Genomic DNA, 24152 nt, shown 5'->3' with positions numbered 1-24152 from the left:
TTCCTATAAAATAGTTTCTATGTCTAGAAACGAAAGAGGGAAATGGATGAAAAAGCCTGGATTAACTGTAAAAGTACTGACTGGACTAATCTTGGGAGCAATCGTAGGTTTACTGATCAACTTATTTGTCCCTGATTCATTTGAAGCGTTGAATACATATTTATTTGTGCCGCTAGGTCAAATATTTTTAAGTTTGATTAATATGCTCGTTGTACCACTTGTTTTGTTTTCCATCATTCTCGGAACTGCAGGTCTTGGGGATCCTGCCAAATTAGGGCGGATTGGTATTAAAACGGTCACTTACTTTCTGGTGACCACGACCATTGCGATTACTATCGGGTTATCATTGGCAGCTGTTATTCAACCTGGGCTTGCCGGTGACTTCGATCTGGCTGGCGCAGAATTTGAGTCAGAAAAAGCACCGTCTGTCGGTGAAACTTTACTGAATATGATTCCAACAAATCCAATTGCGGCTTTAGGAGAAGGCAATATGCTGCAGATTATCGTCTTTGCTGTCTTTATCGGGTTGGCATTGACGGCTCTTGGCGAAAAAACCAAAGGGCTTGTCCATTTGGTTGAACAAGGCAATGATGTCATGATGTATCTGGTGGGAATTGTTATGAAGTTCGCGCCTTATGGGACATTCGGTTTGATTGCCACGGCTGTTGGATCTCAAGGATTCTCGGCGATGAAAGCGATGGGTTCCTACATGCTGGTGATTGTAGCAGCTCTCCTGATCCATGCCATCTTCACATATGGGGGGACCATCAAATTTTTAGCGAAAAAAAGCCCAATATGGTTTTTTAAAAAGTTTGCACCTGCTATGAGTGTCGGCTTCAGTACGTCGAGCAGTACAGCGACTTTGCCGATTTCGATGGAAGTTGCACAGAATGAATTAGGTGTACCAAAGTCCGTCAGTTCGTTTGTTCAGCCTCTTGGAGCTACCATCAATATGGATGGGACGGCTATTATGCAAGGGGTTGCAACAATGTTTATTGCGCAGGCTTATGGCGTTGAACTATCGACGATGGATCTTGTGACGGTGGTTCTGACTGCTGTCTTGGCAAGCATTGGTACAGCAGGTGTTCCAGGCGTTGGGTTGATTATGCTTGCTATGGTACTGGGCAGTGTCGGGCTTCCGCCAGCAGGAATCGGTCTAGTAATCGGAATTGATCGGCTGCTAGATATGACACGGACTGCTGTCAACATTTCAGGCGATGCTGCATGTGCAGTTTATGTAGCAGAGACGGAAAAAAACAGAGATTTGCGAATGAAAAATATGAATGCTTAACAGATGAAGAAAAGTTCTCGCGATGTTGCGAGAACTTTTTTACTTTAAAAAAGAAAGGACTACTTTGTGTTTTTTGGTGAATCAGATGGACAATGTTCAAATTGACAAGAAATCGCTTGCACTATACATGGTGTGTAACCGGTTACATACCGAAGCAGAAACGGAGTCGTTTTTTATGACCACCATTAAAGATGTAGCAAAAAAAGCAGGAGTTTCAGTAGCGACGGTTTCCAGATTTTTAAATGACAGTGGATACGTTAGTCTAGAAGCTGCCAAAGCAGTAACTAGTGCGGTAGAAGAACTGAAATACGAATCGAACCCGGTTGCTCGTTCATTGAATACCAAGAAATCGAATTTGGTCGGACTGATCCTGCCGGACATCACTAACCCATTTTTTCCGGAACTTGCACGTGCAGTTGAAGATGTTGGATTGACATACGGATACACTGTGGTGTTGTGCAACTCGGATGAAGATCCCGAAAAAGAGAAAAACTATATTGAAACCCTAAAGAAAAAATACATTGCCGGTTTTATTGTGACTTCCAACCAGCTGGATGCGCCACATTATGCGAATGCCAAAGTACCGATTGTGGCACTCGATCGGACGATAAACGAAAAAATCCCCATCGTTTCCTCTAATAATGCAGGCGCTATTATGGGAACAAATGCGCTTCTCGAAAGAGGATGTCGAAATATTCTGTTCCTGAGAGGTCCGGAAAAATTGAATCCGGCGAACGATCGCTATGAAGGATTCTTGGAAGCGATCCGAAATTCGGATGCGCATTATCAAGTAGTGACTTGTCCATTTCATTTTGCGGATTCACAGAAAATTGTGGAGAACGTGCTGAAGGATCATCCACAAATCGATGGAATTTTTGCCAGCAGTGACGTGTCGGCGGCGGGTGCCTTAAAAGCGGCTGGAATTGTTGGAAAGCATGTGCCGGATGAATTGCAGATTGTCGGTTTTGACGGAGTGGCGATGGGGGAGATGCTGTCGCCAGGATTGACCACCGTCGCACAGGACGTCTATAAGATGGGTGCTATAGCAGCGCGGGTGCTGATTAAGCGCATTGAAAACAAGGAAATTGAACAAAATTTTTATGAAGTTCCCGTGAAATTGGTCATTCGTGGAACAACAAGGGAGGGAATGGAATGATTACGGTAGTTGGCAGCATCAATATGGATTTGGTCGTGCAGACAGACTGTTTTCCGAAGCAGGGCGAAACAGTTTTAGGCAATCTGTATGAGACGGTTCCAGGAGGCAAAGGCGCCAATCAGGCAGTGGCAGCTGCAAGGTTAGGGAGCGATGTCCACATGATTGGGGCAGTTGGACAGGATGCATTTGGGACTGAGCTATTGTCAGGATTGAAAAGTGAAGGGGTTCAGGTGAAGGGTATCAAACGGATCGATGGAGCAAGCGGAATTGCCAACATCCTCCTGTCAGAAGGCGATAATCGTATTATTGTCGTACCGGGAGCCAATTACAGTGTGACAGCTGAAGAAATAGCTTCATTTACAGAACAACTGGCAGCTAGTGATTTGGTTATCATGCAATTGGAAATGCTGATTCCCGTTATTCAACAGACTTTAGAAATTTGCCATCAAAATGGAGTACCCAGCATGTTAAACCCAGCTCCTGCAAGTGGATTTACGGCTGATTTTCTTCCATATTGCACGTATCTGACACCAAACGAAACAGAAGCGGAAGAAATCTTCGGCGAGAATTGGGAAAAGGCTCTGGAAGAATACCCAAACCGTCTTGTCGTAACGCTTGGACAAAAAGGTGCGCAGTTTTATGACGGACAAAAGCATATCACAGTAAAAGGCTTCTCTACTAAAACAGTTGACACTACTGGAGCAGGCGATACATTCAACGGTGCACTTGCTGCCGCATTGGTAGAAGGGCAAGAGTTTGAAGGGGCTGTGCGCTTTGCCAACGCTGCTGCATCCTTGTCTGTAGAAAAATTTGGTGCGCAAGGTGGCATGCCTAATCGAGCAGCTGTCCTAGAGCGGATGGCAGGTGACCGTTCATGAAAAAGAACGGAATCATCAACCGTGATATAGCTGCCGCATTGGCTCTTTTCGGGCACACAGATTTGCTGGTGGTTGGCGATTGCGGATTACCAATTCCAAAAGGAGTTCTATGCATCGATTTGTCTTATAAAATAGGCGAACCCGCATTCTTAACGATATTAGATGCTGTACTCGCTGATTTCGAGGCAGAAGCTGCATTCATTGCCCGGGAAATAACAGCCGGCAATCCCCGAGTGGAAAAGGAAATCATAAAACAAACGAAAGTCGATTATATTACACATGAAGAACTGAAGGATCTCAGTAAACAGGCGGAACTGATCATCCGCACAGGAGAAGCGACACCGTACGCCAATATTGTCCTTCGCTCTGGCGTTATTTTTTGAAAAAGGCAGGTGAGTCTACTGATTAAAATGACGGATATCTCCTAATCATTTAGTGGCAATAAAGTATTGAAAAATGTTCACTTTGCTTTGGAGAAAGGTGAAATTCACGCGGGCAAATCGACTTTGATGAAAGTCATGTCCGGAATCTATACACGGGATTCAGGAACCATCGAAGTGAAAGGCGAAAAAGTCAATTTTACTTCTCCAAAACAAGCAGAGAAAGCCGTCATTGCAGTCATCGCAGTAGATCGCAGTGCTGAAGGGGGCGAAGTGGTTTCCCATATCGCATCCGATAACATTGCTGGCGGCGAAATGGCAGGAGAACACCTGGTTTCAATCGTAGGCGATGGTGCCCAAGTTGCAGAACTTGAAGGTGTTCCAGGATCTTCGGCTGCACGTGAACGTGGAGAGGGCTTTAATAATATCGTTGCTGACAGTCTGGATGTTGTTGCTAAACAAACAGCAAACTTTAACCGTGCTGAAGGCCTATTAGTTATGGGAAATATTCTTCAGGAAAACCCTGATATTACGGGAGTATTTGCACATAATGATGAAATGGCATTAGGTGCCATTGAAGCGATTGAAGCTTCTGGAAAAGACATTGCGGTTGTCGGATTTGATGCTTCTGATGATGCAGTGAAAGCTGTAGAAGAAGGCCGTCTAGCTGGAACAATTGAACAAAATCTGAAATGATCGGTGAAATGACTGTTGAGACGGCTGTTCAATCTCTTGATGGCGAAGAAGTTGAAGAATCGATTCCGGTGGAGTTGGAATTGGTTAAATAAAAGAATAATATGGGCATACGGTCATGAATGCTTCTAACCGTAGACTTACTCGAGCGATTCGAGTGGTCTATGGTTTTCTTAAGTGGATATTAGAGTGATTTTTAGTAGAAAACATCACTTTTTCAAGCCGTTTCGGGTATAGCCGCCGCGATAAGCTGTGAAGGACATCCGTTTTCTTACTTTGCCCAGCTCACGAATGCGTCGACGCTGGTCGAGTGGGGAAAAATGGTTGAGGTAGGTGCAGTCGATCTTATTCTTTTTCTGTTATACTGTTGTCAATAACAGAAACAGGGGGGACAGCATATGAAGGATGTATGGATAGTGAAGTACGGTGAACACACAATCCGAGTCGTCAATACATGGACCAATGAAAAACTTTTTGTAGACGGGGTTTTGCAGGACGAGCAGGTCGGTTTGCATCTTACTTCACGTCTGTTTGGAAAAGTGAGAAATGAAAATAATGAATATGAAAAAATCAAAGTATCGGTTGGATTTCACTTCTGCACAATGCAATGCCGGATCTTTGTAGGGGACTGCTTAATTTACACGACAAAGCTGCAAACGGGCGGGTAAGCCTAGAGTAGTAAAGTTACACAAAAAAATTGTATAGTTATTAAGCTCAGTGGAAACTTTAATTTTCTGCGGAGCTTTTTTTACGAAAATATATGGGCGTATAGAGCTAACTTGATGGAGTAAAAGTTTACTTTGTTAATTGAAAATGGATAATATTCCTGAAAGTATAAGGAAATTCTATGTGTAAAGTTCTATTTGTTAAATTAACTGAAAACTCTAGTCCTAATTATGGTACATTCTTTAACATATTAAGGGACGGGGGATGGATTAATGGCCAGAAATAAAGTTTTTAAAGTGGCGGCATTTCTAATATTGGCGGGGGTATTGGCAATTTCACCGATGCAGTTCACTGATCACGAAACAACTGCAGGTGCAGATGATAAATACGCACCTTTGGTCAATGAAATCAACCAAATCCTTCAGGATGAGCGGCTCGATGGGGCTTTGGCGGGCGTCAGCATTCGACAGGCAAATTCGGGAGAGAAAATTTACGACCATTTCGGAGATGCCCGATTGGTTCCGGCTTCGAACATGAAGCTATTCACCGCTGCAGCAGCTTTTGAAACTTTGGGTGAAGACTACCGGTTTACTACTGAAATACATACAGATGGAACAGTCAAAGGGAGAATGCTCAAAGGCAATCTTTACTTAAAAGGAAAAGGAGATCCGACCCTGCTGCAAGAAGATTTTGAACAGTTTGCGCTGGAACTCAAAAGTCAGGGAATTCAAAAAATCAAAGGAGATCTGATCGGCGACGATACCTGGTATGACAACGTCCGGCTATCGGAAGACATTACCTGGCAGGACGAAGTTTATTATTATGGTGCACAGGTATCTGCGTTGACCGCGTCGCCCAATGAAGATTATGATGCAGGCTCGGTTATTGTTGAAGTGAATCCAGGCGATCAAGCTGGTGCAGAGCCAACAGTCTCGCTGACACCGCAAACAGATTACGTAACAATCGTGAATCGAGCAAAAACAGTAGCGGCAGACCAGCCTAAAACGGTTTCCATTAGCCGTGAGCATGGAACCAACCAGATTGTCATTGACGGTGATATTCCTTTTGAAGGCTCACGTACCCGGGAATGGATCGCTGTTGATGAACCTTCAGGCTATGCACTCGATTTGTTCGAGAATGCGTTGTTGGCTCAGGGAATCGAATGGGCAGGAAAGCATAAGATGAAAATGGGAGCAACACCTGCAGACAGTACACTGCTGCTGGAGCATGAATCGATGACATTAGCAGAGTTTTCTATTCCTTTCATGAAGCTCAGTAATAACGGACACGGTGAAGTATTAACCAAGGAAATGGGGCGGATCGTCCAGGGAGAAGGCAGTTGGGAAGCGGGGCTAGAAGTGATGGGGAATGTCGCTGGGGCGCTTGGTGTCAATACGGACACCATCCTATTGCGTGACGGTTCAGGAATGTCACATGTCAATTTGATTCCGGTGAACGAAGTGTCTCAATTACTGTTTGGAGTGCAGAACAAATCCTGGTTTGACAGCTATTCGAACGCTCTTCCGGTAGCGGGGGCTGAAGAACGATTTGTAGGTGGCACTTTGCGAAATCGGATGAAAGAAACTGCAGCACAGCAAAATGTTAGAGCCAAAACCGGCACTTTGACAGCTGTGTCCGCTCTGTCCGGCTATGCCACAACCAAAGCTGGAAAGCTGTTGATTTTCTCCATCATTATTAACAACGATCTAGCTCTAGTCACACCAATTGAAGATGCGATTGCCACAGCAATCGCGGAATCAGGCGGGGAATAACAGTAACGTAACGGGGATCTTTCAGGTTTCCTGTTTTTTTTATTAGATTCAGCACCAATAGTTAATGAGTACTGGCATTTCGTCAGAAATTTCTGTATGTTTATTATATACAATTTTTACAAGCAGGAGGTTATACATAAATGAAAGCAATTATTGGTCTTACGTCGTCTCTGGAATTGGGGAGAGAAGAATATGGCATTGAACTTGCCGATACAGAAGCGATTTTGATGGCCGGTGGTCTCCCAATCATGCTTCCACATTTAACAGATGAAGCAGACATTGATGAAATTGCAGAGCATATTGATGGATTGTTTTTAGCAGGCGGCTACGATATCGATCCCACCTTATTCGGTGAAGAGCCGCAGCCACAGCTTGGCGTCATCATTCCGGCGCGTGATGCATTTGAGCTGGCTTTAGCGAAAAAAGTACTAGCTTTGAAAAAACCGATCTTGGGTGTTTGCCGAGGGGCACAGATTTTGAATATTGCGGTTGGAGGCGATATGTATCAGGATATCACCACGCAAGTAAAAGGGGATTTGCTGCAGCATCAGCAAAGAGCGCCAAAATTCCATGGATCCCATTTTCTGGACGTAACGGAAGGCTCATTGCTGCACCGATTGACCGGGCAACAGCGCCTGAAAGTGAACAGCCGCCATCATCAGGCCAATCGACACGTGCCGGCGCCTTTTATTGTCAGTGGAGTATCCAGTGATGGCATCGTGGAGGCCATTGAAAGCACACAGCACCAGTTCGCTCTGGGTGTGCAATGGCATCCTGAAAACATGGCAAGAGCTGAAGATTCAGCCTCGATTGGCATTTTTTCGGGTTTTATCGCAGCGTGTCGAGAAGAAGGAGAGAAGTAGATGAAAATTTTTGATACACATTGTGACGCCTTGCTGAAATTGCAAATGGCTAAGCGGAATGCGTTGTTTGAAGGAGAATTAGTAAACTATCAAAATTCGGATTTATTGGATACCAATTTCAAACGACTTCGGGCTGGAGGTGTAAAAGTGCAGTTTTTCGCTGTTTTTATCCATCCTGAATTTCCATCTGATGAAAAATGGCAACATGCACTAGAACAAATAGATTTGTTCTATAGTGAAATTCTTGGAAAAAATCGATTGATGAAGCATATCAAGAACTGGCAGGATATAGATCTATTAAAACCCGATGAAATTGGCGCGGTTTTGACGCTAGAAGGGGCAGATGCGTTCGGTAACGACTTAGCGAAGCTGCGCCATCTTTATCGTTTAGGAGTGCTGTCTATCGGGCTGACTTGGAATAATGCCAATCTCTGCGCCGATGGTGTCGGTGATCCGAGAGGTGCAGGTTTGACGGTGCTGGGGAAAGAAGTGGTTCGCTTAAACAATGAACATCATGTGTTCACCGATGTCTCTCATTTGTCTATCAATGGATTTTGGGATGTTTTGGATCTGGCAAAATATCCGATTGCCAGCCATTCCAATGCACGAGCCCTTTGCGATCATCCACGCAATCTCAACGATCAGCAAATTCAAGCGATGTTTGAAAATAGCGGGATGATCGATGTGGTGTTTTGTCCGCAATTTATCAACAAAGACAGTGAACAGGCGACAATAGCGGATTTAATCCGCCATATCGAACATCTTTGTTCACTCGGTGGAATTTGTCAAGTCGGCATTGGATCGGATTTCGATGGGATATCTTCTCATATCACTGGACTCGGAAATGCATCTGAGTTCCCTAATTTGATCAATGAGCTGCAGAAGCACTATACGGAAGCGGAAGTAGAAGGGTTTGCGTATCGAAACTTCCTGGAACACCGACCGGGGATGTAAATAAGGAGGAGAACTATGGACAAGACACCAAAACAAAAAGTAAAGGAAGTCTTCGGCAAAAATGCCGATAAGTACGTAACCAGTGACAGCCATGCTAAAGGGGAAGACCTGTCTTTGCTCATCGAATGGCTTCAACCTGAGAAGACATGGACTGTACTGGATATCGCAACAGGTGGGGGGCATGTGACAAAAACACTGGCTCCGCATGCAGCAACGGTGTTTTCTACAGACCTGACAAGAGCGATGCTGGAAAATACAGCAAAGCATCTGCGCGGTAGCTTCAATAACATTCACTATGTGGTGGCGGATGCCGAAGCTTTGCCTTTTTTGAAAGAAAGTTTTGATGCGGTTGTATGCCGGATTGCACCGCACCATTTTCCGAATCCGGAACGGTTTATCTCAGAAATGTCTCGTGTCTTAAAGAAGGGGGGCCGCTTCATCCTGATTGATAATGTCGCTCCTGCTGATCCGGAGCTGGCGAAATTTATGAATACAACAGAAAAAATGCGGGATGACAGCCATTCACGATGCCTGTCCAAAGAAGAATGGACCAGCCTGCTAAAAGAGAATGGAATGGTGGAACGGAAGTCTGCGGATCGTCGGAAAACCTTTCACTATCCGTCATGGGTAGAACGCACGACTGAAAGTGACGAACAGGTAGAACGAGTTTCCCGTCATTTGCTCAATGCAGATGAAAAGACCGTTTCTTATTTTTCGATAGAAGTCCAGGATGGAAACGTCCAAAAATTCACGATCGATGAATGGATGGCGCTGTATGAAAAAACTGCGCATGGATGAACCCAGAAGAAAGCCCCTTCATTATATTGATGAGGGGGCTTGTGCGTTTAATATTTGTTCATGGATGACTCTGTATTCTTCGCCTCTTTTTGGTTCGCTTCGCTTTGTGCGAGAGCATCAGATGAGGTTTCTTTTTTCGCATTTCTTCGTCTGTGGAGAATGGCGTTTATTTCAGCGCCTATGACAAGTATAAGACCAGTCAGGAAGAACCACAGCATCAATACGATAAGACCACCGAGACTGCCGTAGGTGGCAGAGTAACTGCTAAAGTTAGCGACATAAATCGAGAATCCGAATGAAACGACTTGCCAAAGAACTGTCGCGATTACTGCTCCGACGATGACTTCCTTAAACGGGAATTGTTTGTCGGGAGCGAACTTGTACATAAGCGCCAGCACGATACTCATGACCGCAACGGAAATGACCCAGCGCAAAACCTGGAAAATGATTTCAGTTTGCTCTGGAAGGTTTAAGGATGACTTAATTATATTGATGATCGTACCACCGAAGATTGGCAGAACGAGTGCAATAATGACTGCGACAAGCATGCCAAGCGTTAAGCCGATAGCTGTTGCTTTTAGTTTAATGAATGAACGCGTTTCTTCAATGCCATAAGCTTGATTGGTTGCGTTGATGAAGGCAGTTAACGCATTGGATGCGGACCAAAGCGTGCCGAGTATACCAAACGTCAACAAACCACCTGATGGCGTGGTGACGACACTGACAATCGTGTCTTGGAATGTTGTTGCCATTTCTCCTGGTAGAATGGTGCCGATAAATTCTACGGCGCGATCCGGATTGATTTGAAGATAAGGCAATATCGACAGCAGTAGAATCAATAAAGGAACAATAGCTAATAAATAGTAATAAGCTTGTGCTGCAGCAAGAGTTGTCGCATTATCTTTTTTAAATTCGCCGCCAAGTTCTTTGGCAAAACCCATAGCTTTACTCATATGATAACCCCCCATTTAAAAATAAGTTACTTTGTATAATTGTATATGCCCTGTTATGCAAGAGATTAATCCTAAAGTTTAGACAAAGATTCATTTGGAAACGACAGGTGGATTATTTTAGCTATAGAAAAAGAATGTCCGATAACCGGACATTCTTTTTAGGACGATTTTGGCAACATATCACATGCAACTTTTAAGATGTGGTGATTGTCCATTTCAACGATGGACCACTGGCAGTCTTCTTTAACGAAGAGATCTCCAGTCTCGGCTTCAATCAGTTGATGTTGAATCCATCCAGCAATCGTATCAATATCTTCGCTGTCTTCGAATTTAAAACCAAAGCGCTCTTCCAGATCTTTTAGAAGGACGCGTCCATTTAGAAGATAGCGCGTATCACTTTCCTTAATAATCTCTTCATCTTCTTCTGCGTCAAATTCATCACGAATTTCTCCGACAATTTCCTCTAATATATCCTCCATCGTAATCAAGCCTGAAGTTCCGCCATATTCATCGATGACCAAAGCGATATGCGTACGCTCCTTTTGCATTTTCACTAGGGCATTTTGAAGCGGCGTCGTTTCATGGAAATAGGGGAGGGCGTGTATAAGTTCCGACATTTCAAATTGCCCGTTGACGGCATAATGCGTCAGTACTTCTTTGGCATTAATGAAGCCAATCAAGTCGTCTTTGTCTCCATCTCTGGCTATAGGATAGCGCGTAAAACGGTGTTCACGAATTTCGGTCAGAAGTTCCGCATTCGATAAATCATCTGAGAAGGCGACCATCTGAGTGCGGGGAATCATGACATCTTTGGCACTACGCTCATCAAAAGCAAAAATGTTTTGCATGTAGGACAGTTCAGTTTGATTGATTTCTCCGCTTTGGAAGCTTTGCGCCATAATAATTTTCAGCTCTTCTTCAGAATGGGCTTGTTCTTCTTTGGCAGGTTCCACGCCGAAAATGCGTAAGAGGATTCGTGCCGAGCCATTCAGGATGAAAATGAACGGATACATAATTTTGCCGAACCAATACAAAAATGGACACAGTAAAAGCGTCATCTTTTCTGCAAATTGAAGCGCCAAAGTCTTTGGAGCCATCTCCCCAAAGACCACATGCAAAAAAGTCACTAGCGAGAAAGCCAGGATAAACGAAAGGATAGTAGAAGCAGAAGAAGGGACATCGAGCAGTTCAAAAAAAGGATGAAAAAGCCGTTCAACGACAGGTTTGCCTAGCCAGCCCAAGCCAAGGGCAGTAACGGTGATTCCAAGCTGACAGGCTGACAGGTAATAATCAAGATCACTGGTGATCTTTTTGACCAATACAGCTTTTTTGTTTCCTTCATCGATCAATTGGTCGATGCGCGACATTCGAACTTTAACGACGGCGAATTCTGAGCCGACAAAAACGGCCGTTAAAACGATTAATAAGACGAGCAGAGCTAAATTCAATATAAGTATGGGGTCCAATAAATTCCCTTAATTAAGGGATTCACCTCCGAAAGTAGTTGTTGAAGTTAAATTTACCATAATCCTACCGTGAAATATAGAGCTAAGCTTAATACTCGGCAATGATCTGGCGGGTGAGTTCTTTTACGTCGATGGCTGTTTCTTCATTGATCACATCGTCGAGCATGACATTCTTGAAGTATCCGACGCTCGCCGGCAATGGAAGGTCCAGCAATTTAGTTAAAGCAATGCGATACATGACGACAAATTCCTTGTCGGTATTGCCGCGCTTTAATTCTGCAAAGGCTTCATAGAATTGGTCCAGCTTGTCTGCCAACTCCAATAGACGCCCTTCGATGGTCGCGTCTTTTCCTTCTTTCATGCGTTCGAAAAAGACCTCCCGAAACTCTTCAGGAATTTCACGCAGGATGAATTTCTCCATCATGCCTTCTTCCACTTTCGCAATCATTTCCTTCAATTCCGGTGAAGCGTATTTGACCGGTGTTTTAATATCGCCAATAAACACTTCAGCAAAATCATGATTGATGGTTTTTTCATATAATGATTTCCAATCGATTTCACGGCCGGCACGCTCTTCGATGGTTGCAAAAAACATCGCGTACTGGCTGACTTTCCACGAATGGGCTGCAACATTATGTTCTTCAAATTTAAACATCCCGGGTGCCCGGATAATCCGTTCCAAATCGTTCAATGAAGTAAAAAAACGGTGAATTCCCATAATGACGCCTCCTTTTGAGTGGGGTAAACTAAACAAGTGTTAATAATCAAAAATGCTATCTTCAGCATACACGATTTTTAGTACAATAAAAATGGTATTAATATAGCAAGATGAGGGAGAAGAAAAGCATGACGGGTAAGACTCACATCATTGGCGGCGTAGCAGCAAGCCTTGCATTTGCACAAATCACAAATTACGAACCGGCTATTTTACTGTGTACTGGAGTAATTGGCTCGTTGATTCCGGATATTTGCCATGGCGGCAGCAAGATTGGCAGAGCTCTACCGATTCTTTCAAAGTTGATCAATGGCCTTTTCGGACATCGGACGTTTACACACAGTCTGCTGTTTCTTATTTTAATCGCTGTTTTGCTGCATAATTTCATGCCAATGGAAGACATTTCAGCGGGCTTGCTGGTGGGAATGGCGAGTCATATTGTATTGGATATGGCGACCAAAAGAGGTGTCAAACTATTCTTTCCGCTTAGGTGGAATGTCCGGTTTCCGTTCACAGCTACAACCGGAGCTACTTCCGAATACCTGGTTTTCGCACTCTTGTCACTTCTTTCGGTCTACTTTGGATATGGGATAATTCTTTCGCTGTAAACGTTTTATTTCATGACAAAAGGGAGGTCAGGGAGTAAAAGCTTATAGGAGGAATGATCTTATGTCTAAAAATGATTTTTCAAGAGATGCAAATCCACAAAGCAGCCATAATCGTCGGCAGCGGGAAGAGTTTGAAAGCATTGATCAAGAGTCAAGAGAAGACGGTAAAAAGATGGATAAAAGAGGTGCCCACAGCAATACAGGAGTCGGTGACGAAAAAAATCCGATTGGTGAATCGGAAGAAAAGTAAGTAGACCGCGAAAGATCGGGTTATTAAAATGATTGTATCAAGGACAGGAACTTTAAGTTCCAAGTCCTTTTTTTTGGTCTTTATAGGGGGATATCCTGTGGTTTGTCAACTTGTATATGGGAGCGTAAACCTATACACTTAGAAAAGTAATTATTGAAAATTTTTTTAAGACAATGGAGGGATAAGATGATTTCAGCAACATGGAACTGGATGTGGGAAAAGCACGATCAGGCAAAAGATACGTTCCGTCTTTTTACCAACCCAGGGGCTGGTATACCCGATGACCGTGATCGGGCAGAAGACGCCGGATCCTATGATGAACGCAAGAAAAACCGCAGTTACAACACCCCTCAATTGATCGGCCTGTTTCTAGGCCCGCTTCTTTTTATTTTGACTTTACTGTTCTTTAATCCCGATGGCCTGCCTCCTGAAGCGAAAGCCATACTGGCTAGCACAATCTGGATTGCGACTTGGTGGATCACGGAAGCCATTCCGATTCCTGCAACATCGCTCTTGCCGATTATTCTTTTTCCAATGACTGGTGGGCTCGATGTAAGCGCTGCAACTTCGGCATATGGCAACGATACGATATTCCTCTTCATGGGCGGATTCATGATTGCCCTGACAATGGAGAAATGGAACTTACACAAACGAATTGCGCTTACGATCATTTCCGTAATCGGCACCAACACCGAGCGTATTATTCTCGGTTTCATGGTCGCTACTGGATTTCTGTCGATGTGGATTTCCAATACTGCCACGGCGATGATGATGGTGCCGATCGGCCTAGCCATCATCTATCAGGTATCGGAAGCGTTAAAGGATGATTCTTCGATCGATACTTCAAAAGAAAACTTTGGTTTCGGCAAAGCACTGATGCTTGGGATTGCCTACTCAGCTTCTCTTGGCGGGATCGCAACCTTGATCGGAACTCCGCCAAATACGCTGTTGGCAGGGGCAGTTAATGAAATTTATGGTATTGAGATCACCTTCGCACAATGGATGCTGTTTGGCGTTCCGTTGGCTTGGATTTTTATTTCAATTGCTTGGGTCTACCTGGTGAAAGTCGCTTATCCGCAAAAGTTGAAACATTTACCTGGTGGAAGCGAAGTGATCCGCCAGCAGAAAACCGACTTAGGTGCTGCATCTTATGAAGAAAAAGCGGTCTTTGTGGTTTTCGTAGCAGTAGCGCTTGCTTGGATCAGCCGCTCGTTTGTTCTGGATGCTTTTGCACCCAATCTGGAAATGACGGATGCAATGGTCGGGTTGATCGCCGCGATGATTTTATTTATCATTCCTTCCAAAAACAGAAAAGGCGATCATTTGCTGGACTGGGCAACCGCGGTTAAATTGCCTTGGGGGATTTTACTGCTATTTGGTGGTGGGCTTGCCATTGCTGCCGGTTTTACAAATTCTGGTCTGTCTGAATGGATCGGAAGCCAATTGATTGGATTGCAGGGCGTCAATGTTCTTATTATTATTCTGGTAGTAGCTGCGTTTGTGCTGTTCTTAACGGAAATCACTTCAAATACTGCAACAGCTTCAATGATGTTTCCGATTATGGCATCTCTTGCAGTAGCTCTCAGTATCCATCCGTATGCGTTGATGGTTACCGCCGCTGTAGCAGCATCGTGTGCATTTATGCTGCCAGTTGCGACACCGCCGAACGCTGTCGTGTTCGGCTCCGGATATTTGAGAATTTCAGACATGGCCAAAGCAGGATTTGCTCTTAATATATTCGGTATTTTCTTTGTCGGGCTTGCGGTATTCTACTTCCTGCCGCTTGTTTGGGGAATTGATCTGATGTCGATTCCATCGGACTTTCTTGAATAAGGTTGAATGAACAGCAAAAAGCAGGCTCACCTTCTGGGGGAGCCGTTCAGTTTTAAATCGCAAAACCGTAATTAGAACACCAAATAGACCCCTAATTATCAATACAATTGGCGGTCTATTTTTTATTGGCATCAAAAGGTTTCTAGCGTTTTTCAGTCGTTTTTGGATAGCAAATTAGCAACCGAATCAGACGATTTACAATTTTAATTGTAATGATGCTAAAACACGCGCTAAAAAGGGTACTATTCCACCTGTTAAAAGGTATAAAAAAACACTCCCTATTTCTTCAGGAAATGTGTTCGTTTTTTTATAAACTCCATTAAATCTTCTTCAACTACACAAATGAATTCTTCTACTTCCTTTTGGTGTTGTTCGTTCATTTTGGATACCTCCTTTTAGTAGGTGTATACCCAAACAAAACCTATAATAATTCAGTGTTGAAAAAAACACAGAAAATAACCAAGTGGTCATCTTCTGTGTTTAAAGAAAATATTATTTATAAAAACTTGCATTGGCCTTCGCCTCATCTTGCTTATTAATATAGTAATGTATATAAACACGCGTGTTGATTAACCAATAAATGACAGACTACTCCTGCTGAGGGCAAAGTACTCGTGCAGAAATGTCGTCAGGGCATCCAGCCAAATCAGCGGCAATGTACCGGTCAACAGCGTGCGCTGAAAGGCCACAAGCGACAAAGCAGGCAGCCGGATGGCCAATTTCGTCTTTTGATACAGCCACTGGATCAATACATACGCGATCAACGCCGCAAACAGTTGATTATAGACGGCATTGGGCGTTTGGCCAAATAACTTCGGCACGTTCAAGTTCTGCTTGATCCAGCGGAAGAAAGATTCGATGCCCCAACGTGCTTTGTAGATTCGGGCGATGGCCTCAGCTGACAGGTTAAGAAGATTGGTGACGACCCGAATCTCATGCCCTTTATGATCCGTGAAAAAGACCATGCGGTGCCGTTTCGTTGAGCGCGATTGAGGCGTTCCAAGCCGGCAGGTGAAGTCACGGGTGACATTGGACTCTTCCTCTGGCAGGCGCTGCAGCGATTTGACGGTCGACAGTTCGACATTTTCTTTCACCCGGATGACAAAATCCTGGTAATCCGATACGAACCGGTCAATGCGTTTGATATTGAAATATGCCCGGTCCTGTACCAGGATAAACCGGCGGTCGGCCAAGCGTTCACCAACCGGTCCATCGTGTACGAGACCTGTAGTTTCAACTACGTCTAACGGCATATTGGTTTCGGGTGTATAGCTGACATGAAGCTTGATGCCCGACCGTTCGCCGTGATAAAGCGCCCAAGGGAGCCGGCTCTTCCCTACGGTAATCGTTGTGGAATCTACCAGTAGAAGCCGGTTTGGAATTTTGAGTGCGCGCCTTGTCGCCCGGTTGCATTTACCTACGACCAAGGCGAAGGCTTTTTTCATCAACTGGTAGTCGAGTTCCTTCATCTTTTTGGAGATCGTCGAGTGGTCGACATCGACCAGCCCCGCGGAAGTTCCGACGTCGCCGCAATGACGATAGCCCTTCCATTCGGACGCCGCTGCGGTCACCAGGTATTCAATCAACTTGCCGACAGTGAGCTTTCGGGCAGTATCTTCATAGCCAATCAGCTCCGTGAGCGTGGCCACCTCTTCATTCGTAATAAACTTTTGAATCAAATTGGGGAACATGGTATTCTGTTTCATAAGGGACACCTCTTCCTGTAGTTGTTGGTTCGCACTTACAGTCTACAAGAAAGGTGTCTCTTTTTGTATTGATTTGGATGATTCTGGTTAATCAACACGCGTGGTATATAAAGTAAAAAGCAAGAAAAAAGTCAAAATTATTTTTTTATCCTACGCCGATTGTAAAATTAAGCTAGACAACTGAAAAAGCCATTCGTGATACACTCTAAATGTATTTTCCGACCAAAGAAAAACAGAGGAGTGATCACGAATGACCTACACCCATCTTACCACGGATGAATTGGTGATGATAGAATCCTACCACCGCCAACATATACCTGTGGCGATAATTGCAGAATGCCTGAACCGTTCCAGGCAGCCGATCTATAATGTCATCAACTTCCTGAAATCGGGCTATACAGCTCTCGATTTCTACAAACAATACAAGAAAAACAAACAACGCTGCGGCCGACGAAAACTGGTCTTGCCGAAGAAACAAGTTGTCTATATTCAAGACAAGGTGGCGCAGGGATGGACGCCTGATGTCATTGTCGGCCGTGCAGAAACGGTGATCGATTGTTCCGCACGCACGCTCTATCGCATGTTCAAAAATCAGGTCTTTGATGTAGCCACACTGCCCATGAAAGGGAAACGAAAACCCAATGGGCACGAGGAACGCCGCGGAAAGCAGGCGTTCAAACGACATATTTCCGAACGAGAAACCGACTATCCTTCTTTCCAAAAAGAGTTCGGACATATCGAAGGCGACACCATTGTGGGCGCCCGCCACAAAAGTGCGGTGATCACGCTGGTCGAACGGCTGACGAAAGTCATCATCGCCTTGAAGCCTGCGGGACGCAAGGCATGCGATATTGAAACTACGCTGAATCAGTGGTTTCAAGGGGTCCCGAGAAATCTGTTCAAATCCATCACCTTTGATTGCGGGAAGGAATTCTCCAATTGGAAGCCGCTGTGCAACCGGCACGACGTCTCGATTTACTTTGCGGATCCCGGAACGCCTTCCCAGCGCGCCTTGAATGAAAATTCCAACGGACTCCTTCGAAAAGACGGCTTGGCAAAGGAAATGGATTTCAACCAGGTCGATCAACCGTTCATTTCCGCGGTGGCTGACAAGCGGAATAATATCCCGCGGAAGTCGCTGGATTACCGTACACCCCTGGAGGCATTTTTGAGTCACCTGAATGGAATGGATTTGTCTAGCTTATATTGACAAACGGAACTATATTTAATCGAGGTATTAATTTTTTTCGTATTTTTTATTTTTTTCAATCATCTCTTTCTCAATTTTTACCAAGCTTAATTCTTCTTTTAAGACTATTAAATCATTTTTTAAAATGTTATTTTCAATTGTTGTTTTCTCTATGAACTTATTTTCAATCGGAAAAATTAAATAATGAACTCCAGCTTTTATTATTTTGAACGCATCGCTGTTTGGATCTAAGTGTGCCATCGCCATATCCGAAGTTATACGTGATGTAGAGTAAAGAGCAGAGTTTTCTAGTTTGAATCCAGTATTGTACTCTAAAGTCCTACCACTTTCTAAAATTACTTCTTCTGGTTTTATTAAGTAGAGATTTTTCTTTTTAGTGGGGTTTGTGCTTGGATGAAAAGCTTCTTTAGTATAAGAATCGCTAGAAGATCCTGGTACAACAAAAATTCTATTACCGAATTTCTCTAAAACAAGTACAGGGTGTATTTTGGAAGCTTCGTGATTATAACCCAGTAGCAAATTAAGCATAACTATGTCTCCAATTTCAGGGGGGAATTTTGCTTTATCGTTTTTTCTTAACAAAAATTCATTCATAGATTCAGCAAACATAAAAGAATTTTTACGGTCTTTTTCATATAACTCATTCCAAAGGTTAGAATTCAAATCCAAAAAAATGTTTCGTGCTTTTTTCATTTCGTATTCGTTAGGACTTCTAAAAAGTCCCTTTCTTAAAAAAATTAAAAAATCAATATCAATTTTTCTTTTCATTTCCCACCATCCTTAATCAAAAAAAGTCTAACAATTTTGATTAACCATAATGAAAAAGAATAGGAAAGCCAGAAAAAGGAAGAAAAAAGAAGCATCCGAATTAAGATGCTTTAATCTAAGGTTATTTAATTTCTTTTCTCTTCAGATACATCCGAACAAATTCTATATCTTCTTTAGTCAGATTTTCAATTTCTTCGATAGACTGAATTACATTTAGGATTTTTTTATCGTGGTTCGCTTCATTTTTATTACCGAAAAAACTTGTAATTGCAGAAGTTAATGTACCAATGATTCCAATACCTACCAACATTAATACAACAGCTAAAATTCGACCAATTGGTGTTTCTGGAGATATATCTCCGTAACCGACAGTCGTGGTAGTTACAACAGCCCACCAAAGTGCATCACCAAAAGTATTTATTGAAGGTTCAAGAAGTACAATCGGAATAGGAATAATAAACAGTAAAACCATAGCAACAATTAATATTTTGTCTAAACCATTCGTTTTTAGTAATTTGTATACTGGTGTTAAATAGCGCGATCCAATTCCAATTAATCGAATGATGCGGAACAATCGTACGATACGCGCAGCTCTAAAAATAGAATCGAACGGGATAATGGCAATTAGTTCAAAGGGATGCTGTTTAATATAACTCCATTTGTTCTCCGCAAGTATTAATCTGACGGTGTAATCCAACACAAAAATAAACCAAATACCCCAATCTAATTTTATAAAGTTTTCATTGTCTGAAAAAGCGAAGAACAAAGATATTAATACCAATACAAACATAATACTTTCAAATATGATTACACTTTTCTTCATTAATTTACTCCTCACGTTTAAAAGTTAATCGTTTCGGCAAAGAATAGTTAAAGCATTTAATAAATCTAGGATATAGGATGAAAATATTCTTGTTCATCTATTCTTTTATAAAACAACGAGTTAGCCATCTTTATTCTCTTTAACAAGTTGGTGTGTAATGCAATAGAAAAGTACATAGTATTGCAATCAAACATGGCGTTGCAACTTTACATGGAGTGGCAAGCATGATAGCCTCATTCAGGCTAGCCAGCCTTTATCACGGCTGGTTTCCTGACGTGATAGTCATGCTTGTAGAGGCTCCATGTCAAGTTGCAACATTATGTACTTCTTGTTGCAATCTTGTGTATTTTGATTTTGCAGAATACAGTTGGACAGTTGATAATATGTTAATCAATCGAAGGGCATCTACTTTGTGCCAATAAATTGGATCGTCACGACCGTGCAAAACCCTGTTTCGATTGATAAGGCTTTTCCTCGATTTAGAGAATTCTTGGTAACCAAATAATTGCCAACGTAAAAATTCTGCCAACGAATAAATAGTTAATTTCGTTAGTTCGTGCTCAATATTTCTTGTTTCAGTTTTCATCGTCTCAAACAGGTCCTTTCCTGCTTCGGTGGTTTGATAGATAAAAGCTGTTTCGCCTTCGATAATCGAAAATAGAGTGGGAATAATCGATTTGTACCTGTCTTGTTCAAAATTATCAAAGCACTCATTCAATAATTCCGTCCATTTTGGATTGATAGTTTCTAATATGAGATTCTTTGTATGGTGATAGAAATTCCAATCGTTATCTGAGTAAAAATTTAAAAAATGATTGTCTATTTGATTAAATGTTGAGTCGACCAACTCGTCTTTAAAGTAGTAGGAAAAATCAATCTCTTGGGTTAAAGTCCAACCGTACTTTGAATTTTTATTGATGATTTTTTTAACTCTATCGTAATCCACTTCAATTATGGGGAATTCCATCTTAGGCATTTCAAAATTAAATATTGAATTTGATACAACCGAAGCAATGAGGGCTTTTCGTTCGACATCTTGTCTACTCATTTCAGATAAAAATTCTTGAATAATGTCTTTTGGAAACAAATTATCACTCCTTAGATTGTTTTGTTTATTCCAGTATAACCCATAATTTTAAGTTCTTATGAGGGGTTTCAATTAAAAAAACACCTAAAATCGTAGGTTCGAAAACCTTTCGAATTTAGGTGTTAATTAGCGTTGTAAAGTGCTATCTAAATAGCTGCTAAAAGGTAGTCTATTTAGGTGGTTATTTCGATTTTTGCGATTCAAAACTGAACGGTTTACCTTCTGGGGGAGCCTGCTTTTTTTCTATAAAGAGTGATAGCTAGTATATAAAGGAGCGGTAAAATTGCTGTAAAAAGAACAAAACCTGTCCAGCCGACAGATGTCCATAAAGGACTTAAAAGAGAGCTGCCCGCTGCGACACCGATATAGTACGATACCAAATACAAGCTAGAAGCGCTGCCTTTATGGTGGGCTGCCTGCTGGCCGACAGAAGCGGCGGTCAGGGAATGGGAAGTGAAAAAGCCAAGGCAGGTTACACAGAGGCCAACGACGATTATCCAGAAATACGGGCTGAGTGTCATAAAAATTCCGGCTGATAAGATAAACACGCCTGCTAGGCGGACATTACGCAAACCAAACTTTTCGGCGACACGGCCGGCTATCGGGGAGCCGATAACGCCGATCCCGTAGGCAAAGAACAAATACGATATGGACTGAAGTGACATAGAGTAAGGCGGGGCTTCCAGATAAAAGGGCAAATACGTCCAAATGCCGGTAAAGGAAATCTGCAAAACTGCACCAAGACCGAAGACGACGAGAAGTGCCGGATTTTTCACGTGGAACAGGAATCCTTCGATATCTTTTGCAAAACTTAATTGGCTGGAATTGAAATTCCGGGACGGCGGCAGCAGAAAGACGACAGCTGCGAATAAAAAGAGGCCGGTCACAGCAAACGCATAAAAGGAAATTTGCCAGGAGAAATGATCAGTCAGATACCCGGTTAAAAAACGGCCGAGCATGCCGCCCAATGCATTGCTGGAAATATAAAGCGCAGTGGCATAAGCGATGTTTTTTCTGTCAATTTCTTCGCTGATGTAGGCGAGAGCAGCGGCGGGTACGCCTGCCAGCGCAAAGCCTTGGATAAAACGCAAGATCAGCAGCACGGTAAATGAATCGGTCAGCGGGATGATGAAAAAAGGGATTGCTGAGCCGAGCAAAGAATAGATGATATAGGGTTTTCTGCCATTGCGATCAGAAAAAAATCCGAGAACGATTAAGCCTAGTATTAACCCGATGATGGTCAGTGACAAGGACAAGCTGGCTGTAGAAACAGAAACTTGAAATTCGTCTACAAAAACAGGGAGTAATGGTTGAACCGCATACATGTTTGCAAAAATGAATAAAGAAGCAAGCAAAAGGCTGAGAATGATTTTCCAAAACTGTCGGTCTTTTACGGTATAGCACTGAGATTCCATTGGTCACGTCCAATCCATATCACTTTCCACGCCTATATAAGTTGATAAAGAATTATCTTTTTCAACTCGACTAGGATAAAAAAGGAAGAAATCGCTTCAGGCTGACGTTTTTCGCGGCAGCGCTGAGCCTTCTCTTCGCAAGCTTCTGCGAGCCCGAAAGTAAAGCTAATTTGCGGGATATTCACAGCAGAATAGCACGTATCATAAATAATTAATTCAACATATGTAGTCAGCAGTAACTCACCAGAATTGCCGTTGATCGGAGGTGTTCATGCTGCTTTTCATTTTACCATTAACAATAAGCAATCCATATGGCGATCAATCAAATATGGAGAATGGGGAACTTCGGCCAAGGAAGCTCGTTGAATATTATAGTGGAATTAAAAAACCCGCGTGCACAAAGGCCGCGGGAAGAGCTTATATTTTCTTAAAGAAAGAAGCAATTTGTTTTTTTGTTGGTTCCTGCAGACGGTAACGCAATTCTTTGTTTTGGGTATTGACGATATGATAGGCCGGATTTTCAGCAACTGTGAACTTCCAATGCGGTTTTGTGTTTTTCTTTTTGATCTGAAGTTCAGGGAGCATCATTTTTTTCGTGAAGCTTTCAAGTTTTGCCATTAAAAAGGTATCCATGTACCGTACGAGCAAAAAGCCTTGTTGACGTTCCGGATCGTACTTAGCTAAATTGAATTCACTGACGTCAAATCCTTTTTCATATCGCTGAACAGATGGGGACAATACAAAACAATCTTCATTCATAAAGATTGTTGAGTTTCCTTGTTGCTTCAGCCCTAATTCTTCAACCAGAAAATCCTTGTTGACGAGACTCATTTCGCGTGCAGTAGCCATGTGATTCCTCCTAATATAACTCGTTGTTCTTCTATTATAACACTATTTAGCCATTTAAGGGACCTTAACGAATTTTCCGTGGATTTTGAGTCTTAACGAGTGTAATGGCTTAGGGCTATGGATTTAAAGGAATAAAGACAGGTACTTAGATTTGAGAGAACAGCAAGACGGAAGGTCAAGAAGAATGACAAGTTTTGTGCTACTGTAGAGCGAAATGTTGTCTGAATATTTCAGAGGTAAAGACAATAAGTCAGAAGAAGTTAGAATTATCTGTTATATTTAGGGTTGTTAACCAGTAGCGAAAGGAGTGATCGAAGTTGTGCGGAAGATATTCATTGCTTGCCGACTATACGGTTTTAATCGAACGCTTCCATATTGAAGAAACAGCGTTTAATGAAGATGACTATTCAGCCAGCTATAATGTCGCCCCTTCCCAGCAGGTAGTGGCGATTGTAAATGACGGGGACAAAAACCGGCTGGGCAAGCTCAAATGGGGACTGATTCCTCCATGGGCCAAAGACGCAAAAGTTGGCTATAAGATGATTAATGCCCGATCGGAGACAGCGGCAGAAAAACCCAGCTTCCGTAATGCCTTCAAAAAGAAGCGCTGTTTGGTGGTAGCGGACTCTTTTTATGAATGGCAGCGAAAAAACGGAGAAAAAATTCCAATACGCATCAAATTGAAAACGGGAGAACCTTTCGCTTTTGCTGCCCTCTGGGAATCGTGGAAATCTCCGGATGGCCAAACCATCAATAGTTGTTCCATATTGACGACGGGTCCAAACGCTTTGATGAAATCAATTCATGACCGGATGCCCGTTATCCTAACAAAAGAAGGAGAGAAAATTTGGCTAGATCCCGATATGGATGATGTTGATACATTAAAAGGTCTGCTGAAACCTTATAAAGCGGAAGATATGGAAGCTTACCAAGTATCTGAAGAAGTCAATTCGCCAAAAAATAATAAACCGGAATTGATTGAAAAAGTCGGTTGAATCAGCCGGGCCCTAACTGATTC

Annotated in this window: 23 protein-coding genes and 2 pseudogenes; 16 read left to right on the top strand and 9 right to left on the bottom strand. The window is 42.8% G+C overall.

The window, feature by feature from the left end; all coding sequences use genetic code 11:
• The first annotated feature begins 46 nt into the window (after positions 1-46).
• From BBH88_RS15525 to BBH88_RS15480, 11 genes and pseudogenes are all read left to right on the top strand, one after another.
• Positions 47-1291, top strand: coding sequence for a dicarboxylate/amino acid:cation symporter (locus tag BBH88_RS15525; protein ID WP_006828984.1), 1245 nt, complete (start codon positions 47-49; stop codon positions 1289-1291).
• Positions 1292-1466: 175 nt separating this feature from the next.
• A complete protein-coding gene (locus BBH88_RS15520) occupies positions 1467-2447 on the top strand; it encodes a LacI family DNA-binding transcriptional regulator (protein ID WP_065537355.1) in 981 nt (326 codons plus the stop codon).
• On the top strand, positions 2444-3325 hold the full coding sequence (gene rbsK / locus BBH88_RS15515) for a ribokinase (RefSeq protein WP_006828982.1): 882 nt from the start codon (positions 2444-2446) through the stop codon (positions 3323-3325). The genes BBH88_RS15520 and rbsK overlap by 4 nt, the downstream gene beginning before the upstream one ends.
• Positions 3322-3708, top strand: coding sequence for a D-ribose pyranase (rbsD, locus tag BBH88_RS15510; protein WP_006828981.1), 387 nt, complete (start codon positions 3322-3324; stop codon positions 3706-3708). Before rbsK ends, rbsD begins: the two co-directional genes overlap by 4 nt.
• 126 nt (positions 3709-3834) lie before the next feature.
• Positions 3835-3885: pseudogene (locus BBH88_RS19695) on the top strand (hypothetical protein); the annotation flags it as partial.
• A 36-nt stretch (positions 3886-3921) separates the two neighbouring features.
• Positions 3922-4493: pseudogene (locus tag BBH88_RS15505) on the top strand (substrate-binding domain-containing protein); the annotation flags it as partial.
• A 303-nt stretch (positions 4494-4796) separates the two neighbouring features.
• A complete protein-coding gene (locus BBH88_RS15500) occupies positions 4797-5066 on the top strand; it encodes a hypothetical protein (protein WP_006828978.1) in 270 nt (89 codons plus the stop codon).
• Positions 5067-5336: 270 nt separating this feature from the next.
• The gene (dacB, locus tag BBH88_RS15495) at positions 5337-6836 is read left to right on the top strand and encodes a D-alanyl-D-alanine carboxypeptidase/D-alanyl-D-alanine endopeptidase (RefSeq protein WP_065536531.1); all 1500 of its coding nucleotides are present in this window, start codon (positions 5337-5339) and stop codon (positions 6834-6836) included.
• A 140-nt stretch (positions 6837-6976) separates the two neighbouring features.
• On the top strand, positions 6977-7699 hold the full coding sequence (locus tag BBH88_RS15490; RefSeq protein WP_065536532.1) for a gamma-glutamyl-gamma-aminobutyrate hydrolase family protein: 723 nt from the start codon (positions 6977-6979) through the stop codon (positions 7697-7699).
• Complete coding sequence (locus BBH88_RS15485; RefSeq protein ID WP_065536533.1) at positions 7700-8653, top strand: dipeptidase; 954 nt, start codon at positions 7700-7702, stop codon at positions 8651-8653.
• 15 nt (positions 8654-8668) lie between these two features.
• Entirely contained in the window at positions 8669-9451 is a 783-nt protein-coding gene (locus tag BBH88_RS15480; RefSeq protein ID WP_006828974.1) for a class I SAM-dependent methyltransferase, read from the top strand.
• A gap of 47 nt (positions 9452-9498) precedes the next feature.
• Here the strand turns inward: BBH88_RS15480 and BBH88_RS15475 are convergent, their stop codons facing one another.
• The 3 genes from BBH88_RS15475 to BBH88_RS15465 all read right to left on the bottom strand — a co-directional run bounded on the left by BBH88_RS15475 (position 9499) and on the right by BBH88_RS15465 (position 12588).
• Positions 9499-10404, bottom strand: coding sequence for a YihY/virulence factor BrkB family protein (locus BBH88_RS15475; RefSeq protein ID WP_065536534.1), 906 nt, complete (start codon positions 10402-10404; stop codon positions 9499-9501).
• Between the two features lie 158 nt (positions 10405-10562).
• Positions 10563-11870, bottom strand: coding sequence for a hemolysin family protein (locus BBH88_RS15470; RefSeq protein WP_065536535.1), 1308 nt, complete (start codon positions 11868-11870; stop codon positions 10563-10565).
• An 88-nt stretch (positions 11871-11958) separates the two neighbouring features.
• On the bottom strand, positions 11959-12588 hold the full coding sequence (locus tag BBH88_RS15465; RefSeq protein ID WP_065536536.1) for an HD domain-containing protein: 630 nt from the start codon (positions 12586-12588) through the stop codon (positions 11959-11961).
• Between the two features lie 128 nt (positions 12589-12716).
• On the opposite strand from BBH88_RS15465, the gene BBH88_RS15460 reads away from it, so the two are divergent.
• From BBH88_RS15460 to BBH88_RS15450, 3 genes are all read left to right on the top strand, one after another.
• Positions 12717-13193 carry a metal-dependent hydrolase gene (locus BBH88_RS15460; protein WP_006828970.1) on the top strand — a complete coding sequence of 159 codons (477 nt, stop codon included), beginning with the start codon at positions 12717-12719 and terminating at the stop codon, positions 13191-13193.
• Positions 13194-13254: 61 nt separating this feature from the next.
• Positions 13255-13443: a hypothetical protein gene (locus tag BBH88_RS15455; protein WP_006828969.1), complete on the top strand. Its 189-nt coding sequence runs from the start codon at positions 13255-13257 to the stop codon at positions 13441-13443.
• 186 nt (positions 13444-13629) lie between these two features.
• On the top strand, positions 13630-15276 hold the full coding sequence (locus BBH88_RS15450; protein ID WP_006828968.1) for an SLC13 family permease: 1647 nt from the start codon (positions 13630-13632) through the stop codon (positions 15274-15276).
• Between the two features lie 569 nt (positions 15277-15845).
• Here the strand turns inward: BBH88_RS15450 and BBH88_RS15445 are convergent.
• Complete coding sequence (locus BBH88_RS15445) at positions 15846-16982, bottom strand: IS4 family transposase (RefSeq protein ID WP_065536537.1); 1137 nt, start codon at positions 16980-16982, stop codon at positions 15846-15848.
• A 250-nt stretch (positions 16983-17232) separates the two neighbouring features.
• Between BBH88_RS15445 and BBH88_RS15440 the strand changes: the two genes are divergently transcribed.
• Complete coding sequence (locus tag BBH88_RS15440; RefSeq protein ID WP_065536538.1) at positions 17233-18192, top strand: IS30 family transposase; 960 nt, start codon at positions 17233-17235, stop codon at positions 18190-18192.
• A 27-nt stretch (positions 18193-18219) separates the two neighbouring features.
• Here BBH88_RS15440 and BBH88_RS15435 read toward each other — a convergent pair whose 3' ends face one another.
• The 5 genes from BBH88_RS15435 to BBH88_RS15415 all read right to left on the bottom strand — a co-directional run bounded on the left by BBH88_RS15435 (position 18220) and on the right by BBH88_RS15415 (position 23134).
• A complete protein-coding gene (locus tag BBH88_RS15435; protein WP_065536539.1) occupies positions 18220-18960 on the bottom strand; it encodes a type II toxin-antitoxin system PemK/MazF family toxin in 741 nt (246 codons plus the stop codon).
• Positions 18961-19081: 121 nt separating this feature from the next.
• Positions 19082-19783 (bottom strand): potassium channel family protein, encoded by a 702-nt coding sequence (locus tag BBH88_RS15430; RefSeq protein WP_065536540.1) that lies wholly within the window; start codon positions 19781-19783, stop codon positions 19082-19084.
• Positions 19784-20087: 304 nt separating this feature from the next.
• A complete protein-coding gene (locus BBH88_RS15425; RefSeq protein ID WP_065536541.1) occupies positions 20088-20870 on the bottom strand; it encodes a hypothetical protein in 783 nt (260 codons plus the stop codon).
• Positions 20871-21085: 215 nt separating this feature from the next.
• Positions 21086-22285, bottom strand: coding sequence for an MFS transporter (locus BBH88_RS15420; RefSeq protein WP_006829402.1), 1200 nt, complete (start codon positions 22283-22285; stop codon positions 21086-21088).
• A gap of 417 nt (positions 22286-22702) precedes the next feature.
• Positions 22703-23134 carry a hypothetical protein gene (locus BBH88_RS15415; RefSeq protein ID WP_006829403.1) on the bottom strand — a complete coding sequence of 144 codons (432 nt, stop codon included), beginning with the start codon at positions 23132-23134 and terminating at the stop codon, positions 22703-22705.
• A 317-nt stretch (positions 23135-23451) separates the two neighbouring features.
• Between BBH88_RS15415 and BBH88_RS15410 the strand changes: the two genes are divergently transcribed.
• Positions 23452-24129 carry an SOS response-associated peptidase gene (locus BBH88_RS15410; RefSeq protein WP_065536542.1) on the top strand — a complete coding sequence of 226 codons (678 nt, stop codon included), beginning with the start codon at positions 23452-23454 and terminating at the stop codon, positions 24127-24129.
• Positions 24130-24152 lie beyond the last annotated feature (23 nt).

The organism is Planococcus antarcticus DSM 14505 (genome assembly GCF_001687565.2).
Classification (GTDB): Bacteria; Bacillota; Bacilli; order Bacillales_A; family Planococcaceae; genus Planococcus; species Planococcus antarcticus.
The sequence above is the reverse complement of the archived record's forward strand: the minus strand, read 5'-3'. Positions and strand labels throughout refer to the sequence as shown.

Coding starts and splice junctions, on each gene's coding strand:
- BBH88_RS15525 (WP_006828984.1), top strand. CDS start 47: ATGAAAAAGCCTGGATTAACTGTAAAAGTACTGACTGGACTAATCTTG.
- BBH88_RS15520 (WP_065537355.1), top strand. CDS start 1,467: ATGACCACCATTAAAGATGTAGCAAAAAAAGCAGGAGTTTCAGTAGCG.
- rbsK (WP_006828982.1), top strand. CDS start 2,444: ATGATTACGGTAGTTGGCAGCATCAATATGGATTTGGTCGTGCAGACA.
- rbsD (WP_006828981.1), top strand. CDS start 3,322: ATGAAAAAGAACGGAATCATCAACCGTGATATAGCTGCCGCATTGGCT.
- BBH88_RS15500 (WP_006828978.1), top strand. CDS start 4,797: ATGAAGGATGTATGGATAGTGAAGTACGGTGAACACACAATCCGAGTC.
- dacB (WP_065536531.1), top strand. CDS start 5,337: ATGGCCAGAAATAAAGTTTTTAAAGTGGCGGCATTTCTAATATTGGCG.
- BBH88_RS15490 (WP_065536532.1), top strand. CDS start 6,977: ATGAAAGCAATTATTGGTCTTACGTCGTCTCTGGAATTGGGGAGAGAA.
- BBH88_RS15485 (WP_065536533.1), top strand. CDS start 7,700: ATGAAAATTTTTGATACACATTGTGACGCCTTGCTGAAATTGCAAATG.
- BBH88_RS15480 (WP_006828974.1), top strand. CDS start 8,669: ATGGACAAGACACCAAAACAAAAAGTAAAGGAAGTCTTCGGCAAAAAT.
- BBH88_RS15475 (WP_065536534.1), bottom strand. CDS start 10,404: ATGAGTAAAGCTATGGGTTTTGCCAAAGAACTTGGCGGCGAATTTAAA.
- BBH88_RS15465 (WP_065536536.1), bottom strand. CDS start 12,588: ATGGGAATTCACCGTTTTTTTACTTCATTGAACGATTTGGAACGGATT.
- BBH88_RS15460 (WP_006828970.1), top strand. CDS start 12,717: ATGACGGGTAAGACTCACATCATTGGCGGCGTAGCAGCAAGCCTTGCA.
- BBH88_RS15455 (WP_006828969.1), top strand. CDS start 13,255: ATGTCTAAAAATGATTTTTCAAGAGATGCAAATCCACAAAGCAGCCAT.
- BBH88_RS15450 (WP_006828968.1), top strand. CDS start 13,630: ATGATTTCAGCAACATGGAACTGGATGTGGGAAAAGCACGATCAGGCA.
- BBH88_RS15445 (WP_065536537.1), bottom strand. CDS start 16,982: ATGAAACAGAATACCATGTTCCCCAATTTGATTCAAAAGTTTATTACG.
- BBH88_RS15440 (WP_065536538.1), top strand. CDS start 17,233: ATGACCTACACCCATCTTACCACGGATGAATTGGTGATGATAGAATCC.
- BBH88_RS15435 (WP_065536539.1), bottom strand. CDS start 18,960: ATGAAAAGAAAAATTGATATTGATTTTTTAATTTTTTTAAGAAAGGGA.
- BBH88_RS15430 (WP_065536540.1), bottom strand. CDS start 19,783: ATGAAGAAAAGTGTAATCATATTTGAAAGTATTATGTTTGTATTGGTA.
- BBH88_RS15420 (WP_006829402.1), bottom strand. CDS start 22,285: ATGGAATCTCAGTGCTATACCGTAAAAGACCGACAGTTTTGGAAAATC.
- BBH88_RS15415 (WP_006829403.1), bottom strand. CDS start 23,134: ATGGCTACTGCACGCGAAATGAGTCTCGTCAACAAGGATTTTCTGGTT.